This is a genomic window from Shewanella metallivivens (assembly GCF_028750675.1).
Lineage (GTDB): Bacteria > Pseudomonadota > Gammaproteobacteria > Enterobacterales > Shewanellaceae > Shewanella > Shewanella metallivivens.
In genome coordinates this window covers 906,986-923,400 of sequence record NZ_JAQQPZ010000013.1, presented here as the reverse complement: position 1 = coordinate 923,400, position 16,415 = coordinate 906,986, and the positions used below count along the sequence as shown (strand labels likewise).

Sequence of the window (16,415 nt, the reverse complement as noted above, 5' to 3'; positions counted from 1 at the left end):
ATGAATCAAGCAAAGCAAACTGTCTCTTCTGTTTTTGCCATTTCATTCATGGTAAGCGGGATTGCTATCAGTGCCACAGCGCACAGCGATGAACTATCAACGCCAAAGCTGACACCTTCGCAATATGATTTTGGTGGCGTGGGCCTCATTCAAATGCCAACGGGCAGAATGGCAGCCGAAGGTGAATATAATGTCAGTGCAACCTTCAATGAAGACTATTACCATGCTGCAATGTCGTTGCAATTATTCCCATGGCTAGAAACCACCATACGCTACACTCAAGTACCTGACGTACTCTACAGTAATGACCCAAGCTTTAGTGGTGATACCTATTACACAGACAAAGGCATCGACGTTAAATTACGTTTATTGGAAGAAAGCTACTGGATACCCGAAACCTCTATCGGCATAAGAGATATTGGCGGAACAGGTTTATTTGATAGTGAATATATTGCCATGACCAAAAGTTTCGGCCCATTCGATGCTACGGTTGGTTTTGCTTGGGGTTACATCGGTAATCGCGGTAATTTCAGTGATTCAGACAAAGCAACGTCAGTAGATTGTAATCGAAACACGGGCTATAAAGGCACGGGGGGCGATATTGACTTTGAACGTTGGTTCAAAGGCTGTAGCGCTGTTTTTGCTGGTATTGAATACCAAACACCCTGGGCACCATTACGCTTAAAAGTAGAATATGATGGTAACGACTATCAATCTGACTTTGCCGCACTGCGCACAGGTAATGAGTTAACACAAAGCAGCCCTTTTAATTTCGGCTTATTGTATCGAGTCAGTAATTGGGGAGATTTTAGATTAAGTTACGAGCGTGGTAATACCGTAACACTAGGATTTAGCTTATCGACAAACTTTAATGACTTAAAATCAAATTGGCGCGAATCACCAAAGCAAATCATTAACGACAAGCCAGACCTTGCTGATCGCAAAGTTGATCTACCCGAGCTTAATAAGCAATTAGCCTTTGATGCGGGCTACAAAGGGGCCAAGATTTACATCAAAAATGATGAAGTCACTATTGTTGCGACCCAAACTAAGTACCGTGACAGAAAACATGCGCATGATCGTGCCGGACGAATTTTAGCCAATCAATTTCCACAAGCCAATACCTTCAAGATCATTGAAGAACTGGGCCACTTACCGACGACCGAAACTCATATTGATGCAAAGCAATTCAAAAGCGTAGTACAACATGAATATATTGATGCCAATATTGAAGACAGCACCACCATTGTAGAACCTGTAGTGCCAACCGACATGCCTGATTGGGAAACACCTAAGCAATGGAATTATGGTTTTGCGCCGAAACTGGCTCAGTCTTTTGGTGGATCTGAAAACTTCTATCTCTTTAATTTCGGTATTAATGGTTCTGCAGGTCGCTGGTTAACAGACAATATTGAAGTCAGTAGCTCTATTTATATTAATTTATTCGATAACTATGATGAATTTAAATACGAAACACCGCCCGATGGCACGGATCTTAAACGTGTTAGAACCTTAGTGAGGCAATATGTATCAGACACACCCGTACGAGTGGATAACTTGCAACTAACTTGGTTAGACAAGCTAAGTGAGAATATTTATGCTCAGGCATATATTGGTTATCTCGAAATGATGTTTGGCGGTGTGGGTGGTGAAGTTTTATATCGTCCATTAGACAGCGAGTGGGCATTTGGTATTGACGCAAACTATGTCAAACAACGCGATCCAGACAACATATTTGGTTTCTTCGAAAATGAAATCAACTATGATGCTGATTCAAGTCGCTATTACAGAGCACAAACAGGTACCTTTACAGGACACGCCAGTGTCTATTACCAGCCAAAATGGTTTGATGATGTACTACTTAAAGTCAGTTACGGCCAGTATTTAGCCGAGGACCGTGGTTTTACTGTAGACTTTTCTAAGCAGTTTGACAGCGGCGTTATTGTGGGCGCCTTTGCATCTAAAACCAACCTCTCTGCTGAAGAGTTTGGTGAAGGTAGTTTCACCAAAGGGTTTTATATATCCATTCCTTTCGATGCAATCTTGCCTACGCCAGTATCAAACCGTGGCAATTTAGCTTGGCAACCATTAACACGAGACGGCGGCCAAAAACTCGGGCGCAAGTTTGAGCTCTATGGTGGTACTGATGCTAGAGCACCTTGGCTAAACAAACCAAGTACCGTGAAATAACCTACGTTTATACCTCGTATTAAAAAGGCAGAACATTTACGTTCTGCCTTTTTTATATCTTTTGTTAATCACCCGATGACTCGCAACACTTAAGCCTTATCGTATGCCTCAATATAATCTACGATTCTCACCGATGCCAAACCATCAGTAGGCCCTACGTGCTCCTTGGTATATCGCTGCCTATTGGCTTGGTAAGCCTGTGGATTAGCTAACTGCTCTGGAATGGCTTTGATTAATGACTTGTATTTGTCCACATGAAGGCCAATATCGCTATACAGCACATTATCTTTACCAAAACGCTGCTCAAAACGATACTTAAAAATTCCCCGATAAGACCATTTCAATTTAAAAAAGTTACACACAATCACAGGTCTATCGACCGCAGCAAATTCAAACAATGTACTCGAGGCTTCACTCAATAAAATATCAGCATGTTGAATAAAGGGTAACAAAGAGATGTCGTTTTCATTGGCAACATAAACATTTGGATATGCCGACCACTTAGCTAATTTAGTCCGTTGATTAGCATATTGTTTTCTTACTTGAGTTAAAGAGTGAGGCTTAATTAAGATGTTATATTCTTTAAAGTCATCAGGCCAATTATCAGGAAAGCACTCTAGAGAACTTGGATTAAACGTCGGTGCATACAGGATGGTTTTTTTACTGACGTCCAACCCTAGTGCTGTTAAATCTAACCCCAAATCTTGATGCTTAAATAACGGATCGAGCTTACAGAACCCCACTTCAATAAAGTTATCATTTGGGTAATACTGTTTAATTTTCGCTAACCGAAGTGAACCTTCAATAAACCTCACCGTCATTGGCGTAATAGATTTGTGATAATACGAAGGCTTAGGGCCGACACCATGGCCTAATTGAGCCGTTTTAGAGTATTGATGTATTGAGTCCAAGTGCGGAAATTGATTACCAAAAAATATCCAATCCGGCTTTATCGTTAAATAGACTTGTTCAGCTTCTTGAGCATCTGCAACCCAAAGACACTCTACCCCGACTTCATCAAATGTTTTCGCCAGAGCTTCTTGGTCATTTTTACTGCTATAACACACTAATTTTACGGTGTGCCCCCGAAGCGTTAACTCTTGAATGACTGGCATATACTGTGGGATGTAGTACACATTTAATGTATCGAAAACGATAAACATAATACTCTCTTAGTTTTTGGACGATCGGAAAATAGCTGCAGCGCTACAGCCAAAAATTGATTATAACAACAAATTGTTATCTCTGTTAAAGTCACTGATCACGGCTGTCTAAAATAGTCATTAACGATATAAATTTTAAGATAGCATTGAGATCCCCTTACTTAGATAGACTCATAGATGCTGATAAATTAAGATATAAACAAACTTTTGAACAATAAAGCCCTATCATGCCCCAATCCACTTTACGAAAATTTGATTACCCACAAAGCTTAATTAAGTCATATCAGCACTGGTATCTGTTACTCAGACCAGCCCAACCCACCCTTGGTTCAATGGTGTTAGTGTGCAAAGAGAATGTCCACCAATACTCAGGTATTTCAACCGAAGCCGCTAATGAACAAAAACAGATAATTTCCGATATAGAGAGTGTGTTAACACACAGATTTGACTGCCACAAAGTCAACTACCTAATGTTGATGATGGTTGATCCTGCTGTGCATTTTCATATTATTCCACGTTATGAGTTTACGACCGAATTTTGCGGAAAAGAATTTAAAGATAATCAATGGCCTAAAGCACCAAGTTTAACTGATGAGTTACAACTCGACGCCATCTTTACAGCGGAACTATTAACAACCCTAAAAAGTGATTTTGCGTCAATAGAGCCTTCAAATAAACCTACCTCAAACAAAATGTACCGTCGAATGTATACCTCAGGTTGTTTTGATATCTTTCATCAAGGGCATTTAAATATCTTAAAAAGCACCAAGGCTTTATGCGATTACTTGATTGTGGGGGTGTCTACAGATGAACTGATTGAAAAATCAAAAGGTCGCCCTCCGATTATTCCATTCGAAGAGCGTATTTCAATTTTAGAAGCTAATCGATACGTTGATGAAGTGATTCCTCAAATTGACAAAGACAAGCAAAAAGTCGTAGATGAATATCAAATCGATGCGATCTCAGTGGGTTCTGACTGGAAAGGAAAATACCCTAAAGTGAGCTGTGAGATGGTCTATTTTGACTACACACCTAATGTAAGTTCGACCGTGCTCAAACAAAAGCTTAATATTACACCTAAAGAAACAGAAAAATAGCTCAAATACATTTTGCAAATGCAAAAAACGCCACTTAATGTGGCGTTTGTACTTTGCTCAATCAGGCGCGTTCTTCAATTAGTTTTTTCATGCTTTGAATCACCTCATCAGCCTCAATCATCGCCATTAAATGCTCGCCTTTGGCTCGTTTACCCCATTTAATTAAACCATCTACCTGTTGAGCTATCACCTCATGATAAATCGATACGGTGTAGTCACGATAATAATATGGCCCAGTCCGCCCAGGATTTGAATGTGCATATAGACCGATGACAGGTGTACCTTGAGTGACCGCCATGTGCAATGGGCCTGTATCTGGAGCAAGCACCAAGCTTGCTTGTTTTAATACTGCTAATAATTGGGTTAAGCTTGTTTTACCCACTTGATTGTCAAAAGTGTGTTGACTATGAGACTGAATAACATCAGCTAAATTTTTCTCAAGTGCCGTGGGACCACCACATAACATCACCTTATAACCTTGTGATATCGCATAATCGGCTACGACAGCATAACGTTCAGGTAACCAGTTACGCTCCGGTTTACTGGCAGCAGCGCAAATCACTAACACCTTATCATTACCAATAAGCTGAGTAGCAAAATCGGCATCAGCTTGTGGCACAGGAATATGCCAATTGGGGGTTAAATCTGTCACACCAATGGCTTTAGCAAACCCCATAAACCCATCTAAAACATGTGGTTCAGCAATCGGTTCAACAGCATAGTTGGTCACCAGCCATTGACCTTCTTTGGCGCGCGCTTTATCAAATCCTACTCTAATACGCGCCTTAATCATTAATGATGCTATTGTTGCTCTCAATGCTACTTGCATATGCAGCAACACATCAAAATGTTGACCTTTTAAATCACTACGTAGCTGAGCATAACTACGCCAGCCTTTTGATTTATCAAAAATAACAAACTGAATCCCCGGTAAATGCTTAAGTAATTGATACTCAACCTTACCGATGACCCATGTAATGGCCAAGTCTGGATAGCGTTTTTGGATCGCTTGAACCATCGCAACGGCGTGACACACATCGCCAATGGCTGACAAACGCAGTAAACATAATGAACGTATCGCACTAAAGTCAGCTTTCATTGAATATCCAATATGCTTATATGAAAAGATGGAAGGAATGCAAGTAAGTGATCTTAAGGTATAATGTTATTTCGATCCACAATCTAGCCCATGCTATTTGATAATTAGATGCAAATAAAAACTACCCCGGTTGGCCATATCGCTTGGTGCGAGCCCAGCGCTAAAGACTTAACACCACAAGACTTTGCCGTCAGCGTTTGGCAAACAAAAAACGCTGTAGTAGGCCAATCAAAAGGGCGCTACACCACCTGGTTTGTTAAAACTGACTCTGCGCAAACTTGGGTGCTACGCCATTATTGGCGCGGTGGGCTCATCGGAAAATTCAACCGCGACAGTTATTTATACACAGGCCTTATGCAAACCCGTGCAATGGCAGAGCTAGCTATTCTTGAAACGCTCCACCAAGAAGGCTTTGCCGTACCAAGGCCCATCGCCGCCAATGTCGTGCGCTTTGATGTTAGATATCGCGCTGATATTATGATTGAACATGTGGCTGGCGCAAAAGATTTGGTCGCTTATTTGAGCCTACAACCTATAGCCGAACAACAGTGGTATGCCCTTGGCCAATTGATTGCTCAGTTCCATCTGCGTGGCGTATATCATGCAGATCTAAATGCCAAAAATATTTTATTAGCCCATGAGCGTTTTTATTTAATCGACTTTGACCGCGGAGAACTACGCCAACCAAACAAAGGCTGGCAACAGGCCAATTTAGACAGGTTATTGCGTTCGTTTAATAAAGAACAAACAAAACTGCCAAGCCTTGCGTTTTCACAACAATGTTGGCAGCAGTTGATAGATGGATATCGAAACGTCAATGCAATATAAGCAAATTACACCATCAGTGAGTCAATAAACGAAAATTGCTTAGTTAACGCACCACGATTTTGGCTTACCACCGCTAATGCGGCGGCGGAAGCTTGCTGATACTCTTTAGGGTTATGCCACTTAGCCACTAATAACGAAGCAAGTTCCTCGGCCCCTGAAACACATTGAAGTCCACCTTCACTTGCCAACAAGTCAGTAATTTCGGCAAAGTTCCAATGATTAGGACCAACAAAAACCGGTAATCCCATGGCAGCTGGCTCTAAAGGGTTGTGGCCACCGCCCTCAATCAACGTTCCACCAACAAAAGCAAGATCTGCAGCACCATACAGCATCAATAATTCACCCATGGTGTCACCTAACAACACCTGAGTATTAAAGTTTACCTCATCATTCATACTGCGTCGGGCTAATTTGAGCCCAGCCTGAGTCACGGTGATGGCAGCTAAATTAAATTGCTCTGGATGACGAGGTGCCATAATCAATAATGCTTGTGGAAACACCGTTAACAATTGTTTATGCGCAGCCAAAATAATGTCAAACTCGCCAGGGTGAACACTGCCAGCAACCCAAATAGGCGTGTCGCTTCGCTGCCATTGACTGCGAATTTGTATCGCCTGCTGTTTTTTATTGGGGTCGATAGTCAGATCAAATTTAAGGCTGCCACAGACTTTAAGCTTTTGTGGGTCAACACCTAAAGCAATAAAACGTTCAGCCTCGGCTTGAGTTTGCACTAATATCAACGCGAGTCGTTTTAACATCGGCGTCGATAAACGGCGTTTTTTAGCATACTTGTCAGCTGACTTTTGCGACAAACGAGCATTAGCTAACACCATTGTTGCGCCCTGTTGTTTGGCAAAATGCAACAAGTTCGGCCACAACTCCGTTTCCATAATAATGAAATATTTGGGCTGTGTTTGGCGTAAAAAACGTTTAACTGCATAGGCAAAGTCAAAAGGTAGATAGCAATGCTGCACTTTATCACCCAATGCTTTTATCACCTCAGCGGAGCCGGTTGGGCTGGTAGTGGTTACGGTAAATGTAAAGTGCGGGTGCTGCGCCATCAGTTTTTTTATCAACGGCACGGCCGCCAGTGTTTCACCCATCGACACACTGTGGATCAATACATCGGTAGGCTTTAATTTTGCAAAACCAAAACGCTCAGACCAACGACGACGGTAATCAGGGCTCTTTATCGCTCTAAAAACCAAATACATTACGACCAGAGGAAATAAAAGATACAAAAACAAAGAATATAGGGTACGGTTCATGGAAGAAGAGTCATCGATTTTTGCTTGTCAGATAAACACAATGTTAACATAATCATATTGAGTCGGCTTAATGAAATGTTATCGCTGTATAAGCCAATATCCTAAGCTAAAAATGAATATGGAAATCATATGAAAACGCGCGACAAGATCGTTTTTGCCAGTTTAGAGCTGTTTAATGAACATGGTGAACGGAGTATTACCACCAACCATATCGCCGCTCACTTAGGCATTAGTCCGGGAAACTTGTACTATCATTTTCGTAATAAAGAAGACATTATCAATTCGATTTTTGCCCAATACGAAAACCACTTAGAGTCAGGCTTTAAGCCTTATGATGATGTACCCATTACCATTGAATTATTAATGGGTTACTTCGATGCCATGTTTTATACCTTATGGCAATTCCGTTTTATGTATGCCAACTTAGCCGATATTTTAAGCCGTGACGAAACACTTAAAAAGCGCTATTTACACGCCCAACAACAAGTGCTCACTCGCTCAAGCGATATTTTAAGAAAATTAAAAAAAGACGGTTTTCTCGACGTTGATGACAGTAAAATTACCGCTCTTGCAGACACCATAAAAATGATGGTCAGCTTTTGGATTAGCTATCAGCTAACACAATCAAGCACGTCTAGTATTACTAAAGCCACTTTATATGATGGCCTATTGCGGGTGCTGATGATATTCCAAGCTTATGAAACCCCTGCATCGTCGGCAACGTTTAGCCGATTAGAGCAACATTATCTCGACATCGCCAGCCAAGAGCGACATCAAGCCGCGTAATAAAAAGCTGACGCACAGGTAATACGTTAAGTGCATGGCAATGCCTTTTAATCCGCCAATATCCGACTACAATTGTGCTCTGGTATCTGCGGATTTTCTTTGTGTTATTTTAAGCAATAAAATCCAATTATCACACTTGTTAATGATTAGTTTTTTTAATGTGAATAATCACTAGCCCTAATCTAATTCATGTTGGTCTGACGACTAAAAAAAACGCTGTGGAGCGGCAAAAATAAAGGTTAGAATGCCAACAACTCCAAAACACCCTATCAATTACAGCGGTGTTTTACTGCGTGATTTGGATAAGCATAATAACCATATTTAGGAGAACACAGGTGGCATCTACCTCTTTTTACGACCGTATTAATCAACAAATAGCTGACGTTAAAGCAGATGGCTTATATAAAAGTGAACGCGTTATTGCTTCAGCCCAACAGACCGCCATTGAAGTTAACCACGAAAAAGTCATTAACTTCTGCGCCAACAACTATTTAGGTCTAGCCAATCACCCAGAACTTATTCAAGCGGCCAAAGCCGGCTTAGACAGCCACGGTTTTGGTATGGCATCTGTACGCTTTATTTGCGGTACTCAAGACACTCACAAACAATTAGAAGCAAGTTTAAGTGAGTTTTTAGGCATGGAAGACACGATTCTTTATTCTTCTTGTTTTGATGCTAATGCCGGCCTGTTTGAAACCTTATTAGATGCCGAAGACGCGATCGTGTCAGACGCGTTAAACCATGCGTCAATCATTGACGGTGTACGTTTATGTAAAGCTAAACGTTTCCGTTATGCCAACAACGACATGGCCGATTTAGAAACTCAGTTAATTGCAGCACAAGCCGCTGGAGCACGTAATATTTTGATTGCGACCGACGGTGTATTCTCAATGGACGGTGTTATCGCTAACCTCAAAGGTGTGTGCGATCTTGCCGATAAGTACGGCGCATTGGTGATGGTAGATGACTCGCATGCCGTTGGCTTTATTGGTCAAAACGGCCGAGGCACCCATGAATACTGTGACGTAATGGACCGTGTAGACATTATTACCGGTACATTAGGCAAAGCATTAGGTGGCGCATCAGGTGGATTTACCGCAGCCAAAAAAGAAGTCGTTGAATGGCTACGCCAGCGCTCACGCCCTTACCTGTTTTCAAACTCATTAGCGCCGTCAATCGTTAGCGCCTCTATTCGCGTGCTTGAGATGCTTAAAACTGGCCACGCGTTGCGCGAAGCCGTATGGGAAAACAGCCGCTATTTTCGAGAGCAAATGTCAGCAGCAGGTTTTACTTTAGGCGGTGCCGACCACGCCATTATTCCTGTTATGATCGGCGATGCAAAGTTAGCGAGTGACTTTGCCAACAAATTATTAGCAGAACACATTTATGTCATTGGCTTCTCGTTCCCGGTTGTGCCCAAAGGCCAAGCACGTATTCGTACCCAAATGTCTGCCGCACACACTCGCGAGCAACTCGATCATGCTATCAGCGCCTTTACCCGCATTGGTAAAGAAATGGGCATTATCTAACTCGCTCATAACATTAAGCTTGGGAATACTAGGTTACTAAGATGAAAGCATTAAGCAAATTAAAGCCTGAAGAAGGCATCTGGATGGTTGATGCACCAAAACCAGAAATGGGTCATAACGATCTATTAATTAAAATTCGTAAAACCGCGATTTGCGGTACCGACGTGCATATCTACAACTGGGACGAATGGTCACAAAAAACCATTCCCGTTCCTATGATTGCCGGCCATGAATACGTGGGCGAAGTGGTCGACATGGGCCAAGAAGTGCGCGGCTTTGCCATTGGTGACCGCGTCTCTGGTGAAGGCCATATTACTTGTGGTTATTGTCGTAACTGTCGTGGTGGTCGTACCCATTTATGTCGTAATACGTCTGGCGTAGGCGTCAATCGTGATGGCGCCTTTGCAGAATACCTTGTATTGCCAGCGTTTAATGCCTTCAAAATTCCGGCAGATATTTCTGACGACCTAGCCGCTATTTTTGATCCATTTGGTAATGCAGTGCATACCGCGTTGTCATTCGATTTAGTTGGCGAAGATGTATTAATCACTGGTGCTGGCCCTATTGGTATTATGGCTGCAGCCGTGTGTAAACATGTGGGCGCACGTCATGTTGTGATTACCGACGTTAACGAATATCGCTTAGAGCTAGCCCGAAAAATGGGCGCAACTCGCGCGGTGAACGTGGCCAAAGAAAGCTTAAAAAATGTAATGAAAGATCTTGGCATGACCGAAGGTTTTGATGTGGGCTTGGAAATGTCTGGCGTACCATCAGCATTTCACGCCATGTTAGACACAATGAACCACGGTGGTAAAATTGCTATGCTGGGTATTCCTGGTGGTGATATGGCCATTGATTGGAGTAAAATCATTTTTAAAGGCCTAATCATCAAAGGTATCTACGGTCGTGAGATGTTTGAAACCTGGTATAAAATGGCCAGCTTAATCCAATCAGGCCTAGACTTAACCCCAATCATTACGCATCATTTCAATGTGGATGATTTCCAACAAGGCTTTGATGCAATGCGCTCAGGTCAATCTGGCAAAGTGATTTTAAGCTGGGATTAATTCTCGCGCTTATACTGTCTGTATTATCAAGGGGTTGTATAACCCCTTGTTGCAAACTGGCCTCCATACAAACGCTTTCCGTGAACTTTTTATAGGTAATACCATGTCTGGTTTTAAACACTTGTCTGTTAATGAGCTAATCCATATGTCTGAGGCATCGAACGAGGTGCAGGTTGTTGATATTCGCGATGCGGCTAGCTTTGCTGCAGGCCATATTCAACATTCAGTCAATTTAAACAATGAAAATTTAGCCCACTATATTGCATCTGCAGATATGGATAAGCCTCTTGTTGTTGTGTGTTATCACGGAATGAGCAGCCAAAGTGCTGCCAGCTATTTAAATGAGCAAGGCTTTGATGATGTCTACAGTCTTGACGGTGGATTTAGTGCATGGAGCCTCGCGCACTCATGATAGAAATAGGCCAACTTCCTAACGCCCGTGCAGCACAAGCATTTATTGATTACCTTAAAGGATTGAATATTCAATGCCATGCAGTGCAACATGCCCAAGGTGTTGGCCTCGTTATTAGCAATCCTGCAGATGAGTCACAAGCGCGTGCTGAGCTCGAGCAATTTGCTAACAACCCCTACGACAGCAAATATTTACAAGCCTCATGGGACAATGGTGACACCTCAGCGAAATTCAACTACGGCCCTGGAACAAAAGGGCTCGTACAGCAATTTCTGACCGGGGCTGGCCCGCTTACCCTAATCACATTTTTTAGCTGTGTCGCAATATTTGCAGGGATGAACTTAGGATTTGCTGATGCGATATATAATCAGTTATCGTTTTTTGGTGCCGTCCCACACAGTGATATCAGCCAAATATGGCGAGTTTTCACGCCAAGTTTAATGCATTTTTCGACCATGCATATCGTATTTAATTTGTTGTGGTGGTGGTATTTAGGTGGAAAAATTGAAACCCGCCTTGGTATTAGACCGCTGTTATTTTTATTAGTTATTGCAGGTACAATTCCCAGTGTAGTGCAATTTTACATGACAGGTCCCCACTTTGGTGGCTTATCTGGCGTTGTGTATGCCGTGGTTGGGTACACTTGGTTAATGGGGATAAGGCAACCCCGGTGTGGCATCAGTTTACCGCAAGCCTATATGGGCTTTATGATGGTATGGCTGGTACTTGGCTTTACTGATTTACTCGGTATGCCAATCGCTAACGGTGCCCACATAGGAGGCTTACTCGTTGGGCTTGCCCAAGCTTTATTTGACAGCCGTAAGCAATCAACAAGCTAATCTCCAAAGAGAAGCTTTTACAGCGTCAAGGCAATAAAAAACCACCTCAAGAGGTGGTTTCCTTAATGTGCCGCAAGCTAATCAATCATCTCTAACACTTTATTCACCAGTTTTTCGATGCCTATATGGGCCTCTAAAACCGATGTGGCGAGCATGTACGCTGGTGTACTCACCACCTTATTTGCCTCATCAACAACGATATCTTCAACAGCTGCCGCTTGATGCTTACCACCCATTTCATTAAATGCATGGGCAATATCGCTATCATTCCCTATGGTGCCAAGCGAACCTTGACCATAAATGTGCGGGATCATCAGAGGTGAAATACATACAAACCCCACAGGCTTACGGGCAAGAGCAAATTCACGAATAAAAGTTTCTACAATAGGGTTAATGTGGCAGCTGCTGCCTGTCGTCGCAAAGTTAGATAAATTCTTGGCCGCACCAAAACCACCAGGTATCACTAACGCATCATAGTCATTTATATCTAAGCTGCTGGCATTGAGCACTTCACCACGGGCAATGCGAGCCGACTCAACCAACACGTTGCGAGTTTCTTCAGTATTTACCTCACCCGTTAAATGATTGACCACATGCATTTGGTCTATATCCGGGGCAAAACATTGATATTGTGCACCCGCCCGCGTAATCGCAAGCAAGCTTAAAACGGCTTCATGGACTTCAGTACCATCAAATACACCACAGCCACTGAGCAACACGGCTATCTTTTTCATACTATCCACCTTCAACTTTTTATTGAGTTTTTATTAACAATGTAAAAATTACAACATAATTCCAACAAAACGGTTGATCTGATTAAAAATCGTGCTAACTTAGAACGTCGAATTTTGCTGTTGGGCTTTTTTTAGCCATAAAACATCATTGAAATTCATTGTGACTTAACTGACATCAATAAAAAAGTCCACAAATTAGTTATATTTATTGAAATTAATAAATAGCTCACAAAAATAAAAATAGTATATAAATTTCAACTAGATACATATTTCGATTCAAGCCGTAAGAAATTCTATCCAGCAACGTTGATTATTCCACTCACAGACTTATCCACAGGCTGCGAGGATTTTTTTGTGGCTAAAATTCAATACAACGCGCCCTAACCAGATAAACCAAACTCACCAACGGTGCGGCTTGTCGGACCTTTGAGCGTATCCACACTCAAGTAGATAAAATTGTAACAATCTTACAAGTACCTTGAGGTGCTGTGGGTATAATGTCATCCTATCTGTCTCGCAAAATACATAAATGAAAAACACATTATGCCAACAATTCCTAATAACCCGCTCATCCTCGTCGATGGCTCTTCTTATCTTTATCGCGCCTATTATGCGCCGCCTCATTTAACAAATTCAAAAGGTGAAGCGACGGGTGCGGTTTATGGCGTTGTAAACATGCTGCGTAGTTTGTTAAGCCGCTATAGTCCAAGCCATATTGCTGTTGTTTTTGATGCTAAAGGCAAAACTTTTCGTAATGACATGTACGATGAATACAAAGCACAGCGTCCACCAATGCCAGATGACCTGCGTAATCAAATCGCACCGCTACATCGTATTATTCATGCAATGGGTTTACCGCTAATCAGTATTCCAGGCGTCGAGGCCGACGATGTGATTGGCACCATAGCCTTGCAAGCGAGCAAAGAAGGCCGGGCCACATTAATCAGCACTGGTGATAAAGACATGGCACAGCTGGTCAATGACCATGTCACCTTAATTAACACCATGACGGACACCATCATGGGCCCAGAAGAAGTCAAAGCTAAGTTTGGCGTTGGCCCTGATCGCATTATTGATTTTTTAGCATTAATGGGCGACAAAGCCGATAACATTCCCGGCTTACCTGGTGTTGGTGAAAAAACCGCATTAGCCATGTTGACTGGCGTGGGCAGTGTGGCACAACTATTAGCCGACCCACAAAGTGTGGCTGAAGTCGGCTTTAGAGGCAGTAAAACCATGCCGGCTAAAATTATCGATAACGCCGACATGCTTAAGTTGTCTTATGAACTTGCAACCATCAAAACCGATGTCGAATTAGACCAAGACTGGCATGAGCTAAACGTTAAACCACAAGACCGCGATGAATTAATTAAATGTTTTGGTGAAATGGAGTTTAAACGTTGGTTAGCAGAAGTGTTAGACAACAAGCAGCCTACGGGCACGGTTAGTCAAGATAGCGACAAAGACGTCAGCGTGTCTGCCGCTATCGAAGCCGAATATGAAACCATTCTTAGCGAAGCAGCATTAGACAAATGGATTAATGAGCTGAGTAAAGCCGATCTGATTGCCGTCGACACCGAAACTACAAGCCTTAATTACATGGAAGCACAGCTTGTCGGCTTATCCTTTGCCACTCAAGCAGGCAAAGCAGCGTATCTGCCATTAGCCCATGACTATCTTGATGCGCCACAGCAACTCGATAAAGCCGCCACACTTGAAAAACTGCGTCCCATATTAGAAGGGACAACACCACAAAAAGTCGGCCAAAACCTAAAGTATGATATGAGTATTTTAGCCAATGCTGGCATTAAGCTCGGCGGCGTACGCTTTGACACCATGCTTGAGTCTTACGTGTTTAACTCGGTAGCATCACGCCACGACATGGACGGTTTAGCGTTAAAGTATTTAGGCCATAAAAATATCAGCTTTGAAGACGTTGCAGGTAAAGGCGCTAAACAGCTGACCTTTAATCAAATTGACTTAGCCACAGCTGGACCCTACGCCGCAGAAGATGCCGATATTACTTTGCGTTTACATGAGCACTTATGGCCACGACTAGAAAAAGAGTCAGAATTAGCCTCAGTATTTAACGAACTAGAACTGCCATTAATTCAAGTGCTGTCAGACGTTGAGCGCCAAGGCGTACTGATCGACTCTATGCTACTTAGCCAGCAAAGTGGTGAACTGGCCCAAAAACTCGACGACCTTGAAAATAAAGCCTACGAAATTGCTGGGGAGAAGTTTAATCTCGCATCGCCTAAGCAACTGCAAACGCTCTTTTTTGAAAAGCTTAACTACCCCGTTAAAAAGAAAACCCCCAAGGGTGCTCCTTCAACTTCAGAAGAAGTATTAGTAGAATTAGCACTAGACTATCCGCTGCCTAAAATTATTCTTGAGCATCGCAGCCTAGCCAAATTAAAGAGCACGTATACAGATAAACTCCCATTAATGGTTAACGCCACTACTGGACGTGTTCACACTAGTTATCATCAAGCCAATGCCGCAACTGGGCGTTTGTCGTCAAGCGAGCCTAACTTACAAAACATCCCAATTCGAACCGAAGAAGGTCGCCGTATTCGCCAAGCCTTTATCGCCCCAGCTGGGCGTAAGATTTTAGCGGCCGACTATTCGCAAATCGAATTACGCATCATGGCTCACCTCTCTCAAGACAAAGGCTTGTTAACAGCGTTTGCTGAAGGTAAAGACATTCATAGGGCCACAGCGGCAGAAGTATTTGGCATTCACTTTGAAGAAGTCACCACCGAACAGCGCCGCCGCGCTAAAGCCGTTAACTTTGGTTTGATATATGGTATGTCTGCGTTTGGTTTAGCTAAGCAACTGGACATCCCGCGTAACGAAGCACAAACCTACATTGACACCTATTTTGCTCGCTACCCTGGCGTGTTGAAATACATGGAAGAAACACGTGCTGATGCCGCCGCACAAGGTTATGTATCAACTCTATTTGGCCGTCGTTTATACCTACCAGAAATTAACGATCGCAATGCAATGCGCCGTCAAGGCGCTGAGCGCGCCGCGATTAACGCACCAATGCAAGGCACCGCAGCAGATATCATCAAAAAAGCCATGATTGCCATTCACCAGTGGATTAATCAAGACACACAAGGTGAAATCACCCTCATTATGCAAGTACACGATGAGCTGGTATTTGAAGTTGATGAAGCACAAGCCGACGCACTAAAAACCAAAGTGTGCGATTTAATGGCACAGGCAGCAACACTTGATGTGCCCTTGCTGGCAGAAGCAGGAATAGGCGACAACTGGGATCAAGCCCACTAAAGCTAATATTTACACACCTCCTTAGGGGGCAGCCTGAACAATAATGCCGCATTGCCTCAATGCGGCATTGCTATTTAAGGTGTCAAAACACCTCTCAATATCA

At 42.8% G+C, this 16,415-nt stretch carries 13 protein-coding genes; 9 read left to right on the top strand and 4 right to left on the bottom strand.

The features are described 5' to 3' along the window. Positions 1 to 2,190, top strand: a complete 2,190-nt coding sequence (locus PQR79_RS16800) for a YjbH domain-containing protein (protein WP_438270825.1) — start codon at positions 1 to 3, stop codon at positions 2,188 to 2,190. Positions 2,191 to 2,279: 89 nt separating this feature from the next. Here PQR79_RS16800 and PQR79_RS16795 read toward each other — a convergent pair whose 3' ends face one another. Next, positions 2,280 to 3,353: a CDP-glycerol glycerophosphotransferase family protein gene (locus PQR79_RS16795; protein ID WP_238107513.1), complete on the bottom strand. Its 1,074-nt coding sequence runs from the start codon at positions 3,351 to 3,353 to the stop codon at positions 2,280 to 2,282. A 227-nt stretch (positions 3,354 to 3,580) separates the two neighbouring features. Between PQR79_RS16795 and PQR79_RS16790 the strand changes: the two genes are divergently transcribed. Further along, a complete protein-coding gene (locus PQR79_RS16790; RefSeq protein ID WP_238107512.1) occupies positions 3,581 to 4,450 on the top strand; it encodes an adenylyltransferase/cytidyltransferase family protein in 870 nt (289 codons plus the stop codon). A 61-nt stretch (positions 4,451 to 4,511) separates the two neighbouring features. Here the strand turns inward: PQR79_RS16790 and PQR79_RS16785 are convergent, their stop codons facing one another. Further along, complete coding sequence (locus PQR79_RS16785) at positions 4,512 to 5,549, bottom strand: glycosyltransferase family 9 protein (protein WP_238107511.1); 1,038 nt, start codon at positions 5,547 to 5,549, stop codon at positions 4,512 to 4,514. Positions 5,550 to 5,657: 108 nt separating this feature from the next. Here PQR79_RS16785 and PQR79_RS16780 point away from each other — a divergent pair, with 108 nt between their 5' ends. Beyond that, positions 5,658 to 6,377, top strand: coding sequence for a 3-deoxy-D-manno-octulosonic acid kinase (locus PQR79_RS16780; protein WP_238107510.1), 720 nt, complete (start codon positions 5,658 to 5,660; stop codon positions 6,375 to 6,377). Positions 6,378 to 6,382: 5 nt separating this feature from the next. Here the strand turns inward: PQR79_RS16780 and waaA are convergent, their stop codons facing one another. After that, complete coding sequence (gene waaA / locus PQR79_RS16775) at positions 6,383 to 7,645, bottom strand: lipid IV(A) 3-deoxy-D-manno-octulosonic acid transferase (protein WP_238107509.1); 1,263 nt, start codon at positions 7,643 to 7,645, stop codon at positions 6,383 to 6,385. A gap of 129 nt (positions 7,646 to 7,774) precedes the next feature. On the opposite strand from waaA, the gene PQR79_RS16770 reads away from it, so the two are divergent. From PQR79_RS16770 to glpG, 5 genes are all read left to right on the top strand, one after another. Next, on the top strand, positions 7,775 to 8,431 hold the full coding sequence (locus PQR79_RS16770) for a TetR/AcrR family transcriptional regulator (RefSeq protein WP_238107508.1): 657 nt from the start codon (positions 7,775 to 7,777) through the stop codon (positions 8,429 to 8,431). Positions 8,432 to 8,766: 335 nt separating this feature from the next. Further along, positions 8,767 to 9,960, top strand: a complete 1,194-nt coding sequence (locus PQR79_RS16765; protein WP_238107507.1) for a glycine C-acetyltransferase — start codon at positions 8,767 to 8,769, stop codon at positions 9,958 to 9,960. A 41-nt stretch (positions 9,961 to 10,001) separates the two neighbouring features. Beyond that, a complete protein-coding gene (tdh, locus tag PQR79_RS16760) occupies positions 10,002 to 11,027 on the top strand; it encodes an L-threonine 3-dehydrogenase (protein WP_238107506.1) in 1,026 nt (341 codons plus the stop codon). Positions 11,028 to 11,130: 103 nt separating this feature from the next. Then, positions 11,131 to 11,439, top strand: a complete 309-nt coding sequence (glpE, locus tag PQR79_RS16755; RefSeq protein WP_238107505.1) for a thiosulfate sulfurtransferase GlpE — start codon at positions 11,131 to 11,133, stop codon at positions 11,437 to 11,439. Beyond that, entirely contained in the window at positions 11,436 to 12,278 is an 843-nt protein-coding gene (gene glpG / locus PQR79_RS16750) for a rhomboid family intramembrane serine protease GlpG (protein ID WP_238107504.1), read from the top strand. Before glpE ends, glpG begins: the two co-directional genes overlap by 4 nt. Before the next feature lie 77 nt (positions 12,279 to 12,355). On the opposite strand, the gene elbB is transcribed toward glpG, so the two are convergent. Beyond that, a complete protein-coding gene (elbB, locus tag PQR79_RS16745; protein WP_238107503.1) occupies positions 12,356 to 13,012 on the bottom strand; it encodes an isoprenoid biosynthesis glyoxalase ElbB in 657 nt (218 codons plus the stop codon). Positions 13,013 to 13,555: 543 nt separating this feature from the next. Between elbB and polA the strand changes: the two genes are divergently transcribed. Then, positions 13,556 to 16,312, top strand: coding sequence for a DNA polymerase I (gene polA, locus PQR79_RS16740; protein WP_238107502.1), 2,757 nt, complete (start codon positions 13,556 to 13,558; stop codon positions 16,310 to 16,312). Positions 16,313 to 16,415 lie beyond the last annotated feature (103 nt).

Coding starts and splice junctions, on each gene's coding strand:
- PQR79_RS16800 (WP_438270825.1), top strand. CDS start 1: ATGAATCAAGCAAAGCAAACTGTCTCTTCTGTTTTTGCCATTTCATTC.
- polA (WP_238107502.1), top strand. CDS start 13,556: ATGCCAACAATTCCTAATAACCCGCTCATCCTCGTCGATGGCTCTTCT.
- waaA (WP_238107509.1), bottom strand. CDS start 7,645: ATGAACCGTACCCTATATTCTTTGTTTTTGTATCTTTTATTTCCTCTG.
- PQR79_RS16790 (WP_238107512.1), top strand. CDS start 3,581: ATGCCCCAATCCACTTTACGAAAATTTGATTACCCACAAAGCTTAATT.
- PQR79_RS16780 (WP_238107510.1), top strand. CDS start 5,658: ATGCAAATAAAAACTACCCCGGTTGGCCATATCGCTTGGTGCGAGCCC.
- PQR79_RS16770 (WP_238107508.1), top strand. CDS start 7,775: ATGAAAACGCGCGACAAGATCGTTTTTGCCAGTTTAGAGCTGTTTAAT.
- PQR79_RS16795 (WP_238107513.1), bottom strand. CDS start 3,353: ATGTTTATCGTTTTCGATACATTAAATGTGTACTACATCCCACAGTAT.
- tdh (WP_238107506.1), top strand. CDS start 10,002: ATGAAAGCATTAAGCAAATTAAAGCCTGAAGAAGGCATCTGGATGGTT.
- glpG (WP_238107504.1), top strand. CDS start 11,436: ATGATAGAAATAGGCCAACTTCCTAACGCCCGTGCAGCACAAGCATTT.
- glpE (WP_238107505.1), top strand. CDS start 11,131: ATGTCTGGTTTTAAACACTTGTCTGTTAATGAGCTAATCCATATGTCT.
- PQR79_RS16785 (WP_238107511.1), bottom strand. CDS start 5,549: ATGAAAGCTGACTTTAGTGCGATACGTTCATTATGTTTACTGCGTTTG.
- elbB (WP_238107503.1), bottom strand. CDS start 13,012: ATGAAAAAGATAGCCGTGTTGCTCAGTGGCTGTGGTGTATTTGATGGT.